At 70.2% G+C, this 8,141-nt stretch carries 1 protein-coding gene; it reads right to left on the reverse strand.

Annotation, left to right across the window (positions count from 1 at the left end; translation table 11 throughout):
- Positions 1 to 188: 188 nt before the first annotated feature.
- A partial coding sequence (locus DFR50_RS32125; RefSeq protein ID WP_170153237.1) for a beta strand repeat-containing protein occupies positions 189 to 8,141 on the reverse strand: 7,953 nt, incomplete at its 5' end.

Here is an 8,141-nt window from a genome sequence, read left to right on the forward strand (position 1 = left end):
CCTGGATCGCTTCGCTTCGCTCGCGATGACGGCGCTGTTCGCTGCCGGCTTGGGAATTACCAGAGTGCGGCAATCTGCCCATCAACCGGTTGAATTGGCTGCGCTTCGGCGCGGGATCGGCGTCCTGCGCGGGACGCCGCGCGGCCTCGCGCCGCCGGCGCCGCTCTGGCGGCGCCGCCCGCGCCCGCTCACGTATGGGTGATGGTCGTGGTCGTCACCGCCCCCGTCGTCGACGAGGCGACGGCGAAGCTGCCGGCGGTGAAGGACCCGGCGAAGTCGAACCTGTGCTTGGTCCCGCCTTGCGCGAGCGTCAACTCGCCCACCCCGCCGACTTCGGCGAAGCTCGAGAGCGTCCACGAGCCGAGGAGCGCGACCGAGTCGTTCGCCGCGAAGCCCGAGATCTCGCCCCAGAAGCCCTGCGGGCTCGTCAGATCGAGCGCGCCGGACCCGGCGAAGACCACGTTCTGGGCGTGGAGCGCTGTGCTGACCCCGACCGACGAGTCGAACTCGAGCGTCGCGCCGCCCGAGATGGTGTCGGTCGCAGGGGCGGCCACGGTCCCGCCGGTCACCGCGCCCTGGATGTCGAGCGTTCCCGAGTTGACGTAGACGCCGCCGTTGACGCTGGCCCCGCCGGTGTTGACGCCGCTGTTGGTCAGCGCCGGGGCGATCACGCTGACATTGGCTCCGCCGGTCTTCTCGAGCAGGCCGGCATTGGCGATCGTCGACCCGGTCGCCGCGCCGCGCGCGATCCCGTTGCCGTCGAGGAGGTCCCAGACGCCGCCCGCGAGAATCGCGAGCTTGGCGACATGCGTCGCCACCGCGTCGCCGACCGTCGCCGAAGCGACGCTTTCGTTGACGACGCCGGAGTCGTTGAACGTCGTCGTGGCGCCGATCGTCAGGCCCGAGACGGCGGCCACCCCCTTTTCGTTGAGCGCGTTCGCCCCGCTCGTCGCCGCGCCGGTGAACGAATCGGCGCCCGTCAGCGTCAGGGCGCCGCCGTTGAGCGCCAGCGTCGTCCCCGCGCCCGCGGCGAACGCGCCGGCATAGGTCAGGCTTTCGCCGAGCGTGACCGTGGTCCCGGAGACGGCGAGGTTGGCGACCGAAAGCCCGCCGCCGGCGCCGATCGTCGTCGCGCCGCCGGCGAGCGCCAGCGTTCCCGCGCCGCTGACGCCGCCGCTGATCGTGGTCTTTCCGGTGAGGGTCAGCGTGTCGCCGGCCGCGATGCTGACGGTCGAACCCGCGGCCTCGCTGAAGCTCCCGCCATAGGCGAGGATCTCCGCGAGGGTCAGCGCGGTCGTCGCCCCGCTCAGACTGAGCGACTGCGCGGCGATCGCGCCGGCGCTCAGGGTCGCGGCGCCGCTCGTCCCTGTCAGCGAGACGACGTGCGTATTGGCGTCGAGCGCGGTCAGGTCGCCGACGATCGCGGTGAGCGTGTCCTTCACCGCGAGGGTGTAGGGCGTCGCGTTGGCGTTGACGAGCTTGGCGAGCGCAGCCGCCGCGTTCGTGATCTGGGCGTCGGTGACCGTGACCGCCAGATTGTCCGAGACGGTGATCGTCTTGGCGTTGGCGTCGCCGCCGAGCGCGGCGAGGCTCGGGGAGATGTTCGCCGCCGTGTCCTTGACGGCGAAGCCGCCGACGATCTTGTCGAGCGCCGCCTTGTCGGCCGTGAACGTCGCCACGGGGACGACGACGGCCCCGGTCGCCGTGATCGCGCCGATGTGGGCGACCGCGGCCTGCAGGGACGCGATGCCGGCCACGACGTTGGCGGCCGTGTCGGCGATCGCGAGCTTGTAGGGCGTGGCGTTGGCGTTGACGAGCTTGGCGATCGCCGTCGCGTCGCTGGTCGTCTGCGCCACCGTCGCCTTGACCGCCGCGCTGTCGGAGACGGTGATCGTCGTAACGGCCGGGTCGACGAGCGCGGCGAGGTTTGCGGAGATGTTCGCCGCCGTGTCCTTGACGGCGAAGCCGCCGTCGATCTTGTCGAGCACGGCCTTGTTGGTCGAGACGGTCGCGCCGGAGACGACGAGCGGACCTCCCGTGGCCGTGATCGAAGCGATGTCGGCGTCGCCGAGCGCGGCGAGGCTGGCCTGGACGTGCGCCGCCGTGTCGCTGACGGCGAAGCCGTTGACGATCTTGTCGAGCAAGGCCTTGTCAGCCGTGAAGGTCGCGACGGAGACGGCGACCGTCCCCCCGGTCGTGGCGATCGAGGCGATGTGGCCGTTGGCCAGCAGCAGCGCCGGCAGGGCGGCCTGCACGTTCGCGGCGGTGTCGGCGATCGCCAGTTGCCAGGGGGAGGCGCTGGCGTTGGCGAGCTTGGCGAGCGTCGCGGCGTCGCTGGCGATCTGGCCGACCGTCAGACCGACCGGCGCGCTGTCGGACACGGTGATCGACAGGACGCCCGCGTCGCCGAGCGTGTCGAGGGCGGCGGAGAGGTTCGCCGCCGTGTCGAGAATCGCGAACCCGCCGGCGATCTTGTCGAGCGCGGCCTTGTCGGCCGCGTAGGTTGCGGCGGAGACGGCCACGGGGCCGCCGGACGCGGCGATCGAGGCGATGTTGGCGACCTCGGCCTCGAGCGTCGCAAGCCCGGCCTGCACGTTCGCGGCCGTGTCGGAGATCGCGAGTTGCAACGGCGTCGCGCCGGCGTTGGCGAGTTTTCCGATCGCCGCCGCGTCGCTCGTGAGCTGGCCGACCGTGACGCCGATCGCTCCGTTGTCGGAGACCGTGATTGCGACGATGCCGGCGTCTCCCAGCGTGTCCAGGGCGGCGGAAAGGTTCGCCGCCGTGTCGAGAATCGCGAACCCGCCGGCGATCTTGTCGAGCGCGGCCTTGTCGGCCGCGTAGGTCGCGACCGAGACGACCACCGGGCCGCCGGACGCCGCGATCGAGGCGATGTTCGCCGCGTCGGCTTCGAGCGTCGCGAGCCCGGCCTGCACGTTCGCGGCCGTGTCGGAGATCGCGAGCTGGAACGGCGTCGCGCTGGCGTTGGCGAGCTTGCCGAGCGCCGTGGCGTCGCTCGTGAGCTGGCCGACCGTCGCGCCGACCGCTCCGTTGTCGGACACCGTGATCCCAAGGATGTTCGCGTCGACGAGGGAGTCGAACGCGCCCGAGAGGTTCGCCGCCGTGTCGCTGACGGCGAAGCCGCCGGCGATCTTGTCGAGCGCGGCCTTGTCGGCCGCGTAGGTCGCGACCGAGACGACGAGCGGTCCCCCGGAGGCCGCGATCGAGGCGATGTGCGCGACGTCGGCTTCCAGCGTCGCGAGGCCCGAAGCCACGTTGGCCGCGGTGTCGGAAACCGCGAGCATGGATGGCGTCGCGCTGGCGTTGGCGAGCTTGCCGATCGCCGCGGCGTCGGAGGCGAGCTGGCCCATGGTCACGCCGACGGGCAGGCTGTCGGAGACTGTGATCGAGACGATGTTCGCGTCGCCGAGCGTGTCGAGCGCGGCCGACAGGTTGGCCGCCGTGTCGCCGATCGCAAAGCCGCCCGCGATCGTGTCGAGCGCGCCCCTGTCGGCCGCGAACGTCGCGACCGGGACGACGACCGGGCCGCCGGACGCCGCGATCGAGGCGATGTGGGCGAGATTCGCCTGCAGCGTCGGCAGACCGGCCTGCACGTTGGCCGCGGTGTCGGAGATCGCGAGCTGATACGGCGTCGCGTTGGCGTTCACGAGTTTGCCGAGCGCGGCCGCGTCGCTGGCGATCTGCGCCACCGTCGCGCCGACCGCTCCATTGTCGGAGACGGTGATCGCATTGATGTGGGCGTCGCCGAGCGCGTTGAGCCCGCCCGATATCGCCGCAGCCGTGTCGCTGATGGAGAAACCGCCGGGGATCAGGTCGAACAGCGTCGGAACCTGGAGATATTGCGCGACCGTCGCGACCTTGGGCAGCGCGATCACGTTCGTCCCGCCGGTCGCCGCCTGGGTGACGAAGGCGAGGCCCGTGTTGGCTCCGGAAAGCTTCAGGGTGGCGACGGTGGTCGCGCCGTTCGCGACCACGAGCTGGTTCGAGGCGTTGAGGGTCGCCGAGGTGGCGGTGATCCCCTTGAGAAAGATCGTGTCGTCGAAGCCGAGGCCGCCGATCGTGCTGGCGAAACTCGCCGGAGCGCTGAGGTTGAGGGTCGCGCCGGCGCCGGCGAACGTGACCGCGGCGGCGGCGTTCAGTGTCCCGCTGATGGTCGCGGTCGCGCTCGCCTCGATCTTCAGCGCGCCGGTGACCGTGTCCGCGCCGGCGAGGGTCAGCGACCCGGCGTCGTCGATCGTCACCGCGGCGCCCGCCGCGCCGGCGGTGACGGCCGTCAGCGTGGCCGCGCCCGTGACCTTGAGGGTTCCGGCCCCCGTGACCTTGCCGGAGATCGCGTTCGTCGCGCCGGCCAGCGTCAGAATATTGCCGTTCAGCGCCAGCGCGGCGCCGTTGCTGGTGGCGAGGTTCAGGCCGGCGGAATCGGTGAAGCTCGCCCCGATGGCGAGCGCGCCGCCGGTGACCTTGACCGCCCCCGCGCCGCCGATCGAGCCGCCCGAGAGCGTGAAGGTTCCGGTGTTGAAGTCGAGGGTCGCCCCGCTCGCGACGGCGAAGCCGCCGGTCGACGTCCCGCCGCCGTCGAATTGCAGCGTCCCCTTCTGCACCGACACCGTGCCGGTGTTGGTGAAGGCGACCTGGATGTCGGTCGTGCCCGTGGTGACCGACTGGGTGAGCGTTCCGGCATTGATGAAGGCGGTCGTCCCGCTGTTGTTGTATACGTATGACGCGGACTGAAAGTTGAAAGTCGCGCCGGCGTCGTTCTTGATCGAGCCCCCGCCCACCGGCGTCCCATAAGGGTTGTAGCCGAGGTAAAAGTTGCCGTATCCGCCGGCCGCGTTCACCGTGAACGTGCCGGCGTTCTCCAGCACCCGCCCGCCATCGAGGGCGATGTAGGCGGCAGAATCCGTGGTCGCGCCCTGAAGCAGAGTCGTTCCTGTTCCGGTCTCCTGGTCGTTATTGCTGCCGGTGAACGTCGCCGCACCCGTAACCGTCAGCTTGCCCGTGCCTGAAATGGTCCCGCCCGTCTGGGCGAGGGATGGCGCGGTCACTGCATTGGCCCCGAGGGCGAGCATGCCGCCGGACACGCCCAAAGTCCCGGCGCCGTTGACCGTGCCGGCCGAGAGCGCGAACGTGCCGCTGCCGCCGAAGTCGAGGGTCGCCCCACTCGCGACGGTGAAGGCGCTCGCTGAGGACGTGCCGCCGCCGTCGAACTCCAACGTGCCCGTCTTCACCGACACCGCGCCGGTGTTGGTGAAGGCGACCTGGATGTCGGTTGTGCCCGTGGTGAGCGACTGGGTGAGCGCGCCGGCGTTGATGAAGCCGGTCGTCCCGCTGTTGTTGACGATGGTAGACGCGGACTGGAAGGTGAAGGTTGCGCCGGCGTCGTTCTTGATCGAGCCCCCGCCCGCCGGCGTCCCATAGGGGTTGTAGCCGAGGTAAAAGTTGCCGCCGGCTGCGTTCACCGTGAACGTGCCGGCGTTCTCCAGCACCCGCCCGCCGTCGAGGGCGATGTAGGCGGCAGAATCCGTGGTCGCGCCTTGAAGGAGGGTCGTCCCTGCGCCGGTCTCGGTATCCCAATTGCCCCCGGTGAACGACGCTGCGCCCGAAACCGTCAGCGTGCCCGTCCCCGAAATCGTCCCGCCCGTCTGGGCGAAAGACGGCGCGGTCACCGCGTTGGCCCCGAGGGCGAGCGTGCCGCCGGACACCTGCACCGCGAACGACGGCGCGGTCACCAGATTATTTCCGAGGGCGAGCGTGCCGCCGGACACCGCCACCGTCCCGGCGACGTTGAAGGTCCCGCCCGAGATCGCGAACGTCCCGCCGCCGAAGTCGAGCGTGGCCCCGCTCGCCACGGTGAAGGCGCTCGCCGACGATGTGCCGCCGCCGTCGAACTCGAGCGTTCCCGTCTGCACCGACACCGTGCCGGTGTTGGTGAAGGCGACCTGGATGTCGGTCACACCCGTGGTGACCGACTGGGTGAGCGCGCCCTTGTTGACGAAGGCGGTCGTCTTCCCCGCAACGGGGTAGTCGTATATGGTGGAGGCCGACTGGAAGGCGAACGTCGCGCCGGCGTCGTTCTGGATCGTCCCGCCGCCGACATAGGTCGTGTAAGCGTTGAAGCCGAGATTGAAGTTCCCGTATCCGCCGGTGGCGTTGACGGTGAACGTCCCCGCGTTCTCCAGCACCCGCCCGCCATCGAGCGTGATGTCGTAAGCGGTATCCGTGGTCGCGCCCTGAAGCAGCGTCGTCCCTGGTCCGGTCTCCGCGTCGTAGCTGCCGCCGGAGAACGCCGCCGCGCCCGTAACCGTCAGCGTTCCCGTCCCCGCAATCGTCCCGCCCGTCTGGGCGAGCGACGGCGCGGTCACAGCATTGGCCCCGAGGGCGAGCGTGCCGCCGGACACCCCCAAGGCCCCGGCGCCGTTGACTGTCCCGCCCGAGATCGCAAACGTCCCGCCGCCGAAGTCGAGGGTCGCCCCGCTCGCCACGGTGAAGGCGCTGGCCGACGACGATCCGCCGCCGTCGAACTCCAGCGTGCCCGTCTGCACCGACACCGTGCCGGTGTTGGTGAAGGCGACCGCGACGTCGGTCGTCCCCGTCATCACCGTCTGCTTGAGCGCGCCTGCGTTGATGAAGGCGGTCGTCCCAGTGTTGCTGTAGACGTATGACGCGGACTGAAAGTTGAAAGTGGCGCCGGCGTCGTTCTTGATCGTCCCCCCGCCGACCGTCGTCCCATTGGGATTGTAGCCGAGGTAGAAGTTGCCGTAGCCGCTGGCCGCGTTGACGGTGAGCGTGCCGGCGTTCTCCAGCACCCGCCCGCCGTCGAGGGCGATGTAGGCGGACGAAACCGTCGTCGCGCCCTGAAGCAGCGTCGTTCCTGTTCCGGTCTCCACGTCGTAGTTGTAACCGGAGAACGTCGCCGCGCCGGAGATGGTCAGCTTGTTTGTGCCCGAGATCGTCCCGCCCGTCTGGGCGAACGAGCCGGCGGTCGCGGCGTTGGCCCCGAGGGCGAGCGTGCCCGAATCCACCTCGAGAAGCCCGCCGAAGGTCGGCGTCGCGGCGATCGTCACCGTGGCGCCGGACACCTGCACCTCGCCGGCGCCGCTGAACGGACCCGCCGCGATCGTGAAAGCTCCGCTGTTGAAATCGAGCGTGGCGCCGCTGGCAACGGCGAAGGAGCCGGCTGCCGAGGACGTGCCGCCGCCGTCGAACCGGAGCGTGCCCGCCTGCACCGACACCGCGCCGCTATTGGTGAAGGCGACCCCGATGTCGGTCGTGCCCGTGGTGACCGTCTGCTCGAGCGTGCCCGCGTTGACGAACGAGGCCGAGCCGTAGTTGTCCGAAACGGAGGTCGCGGACTGGAAGTCGAACGTGGCGCCGGCATCGTTCTTGATCGTGCCGCCGCCGACGGATGTTCCGAACGGCGTGTAGCCGATCGAGAAATAGCCGCCGCTCGTTGCGTTGGCGGTGAACGTCCCCTTGTTCTCCAGCACCCGTCCGCCGTCGAGGGCGAAATAGCCGGAGGAGTCCGTCGTCGCGCCCGCAAGGACCGTCGTCCCCGTTCCCGTCTGCGCGACCCAGTTGTAGCCGGAGAACGTCGCCGCGCCCGAAACGGTCAGCGTATTCGTGCCCGTGATCGCCCCGCCCGTCTGGGCGAACGAGGCGGCGGTCGCGGCGTTGGCCCCGAGGGCGAGCGCGCCCCAATCGACCTCGAGAAGCCCGCCGAAAGTCGCGGCGGCGCTGATGGTCACCGTGGCGCCGGACACCTGCATTTCGCCGGCGCCGGTAAACGCGCCGCCCGATATCGTGTAGGTTCCGGTGTTGAAATCGAGCGTGGCCCCGCTCGACGCTGCGAAGGAGCCGGCCGCCGAGGATGTGCCGCCGCCGTCGAACCTCAGCGTCCCCGTCTGCGCCGACACCAGGCCGGTGTTGGTCAGCGCGACCGCGATGTCGGTCGTGCCCGTGGTGACCGTCTGCTCGAGCGTGCCCGCGTTGGTGAAGCCGGTCGTTCCGGTATTGCTCGTCACGCTGGAAGCCGACTGGAAGTCGAAGGTCGCGCCGGAATCGTTCTTGATCGCGCCGCCGCCGACCGTCGTCCCGGTGAAGTTGTAACCGAGATAGAAATTGCC

Source organism: Roseiarcus fermentans, from assembly GCF_003315135.1.
GTDB classification, from domain to species: domain Bacteria; phylum Pseudomonadota; class Alphaproteobacteria; order Rhizobiales; family Beijerinckiaceae; genus Roseiarcus; species Roseiarcus fermentans.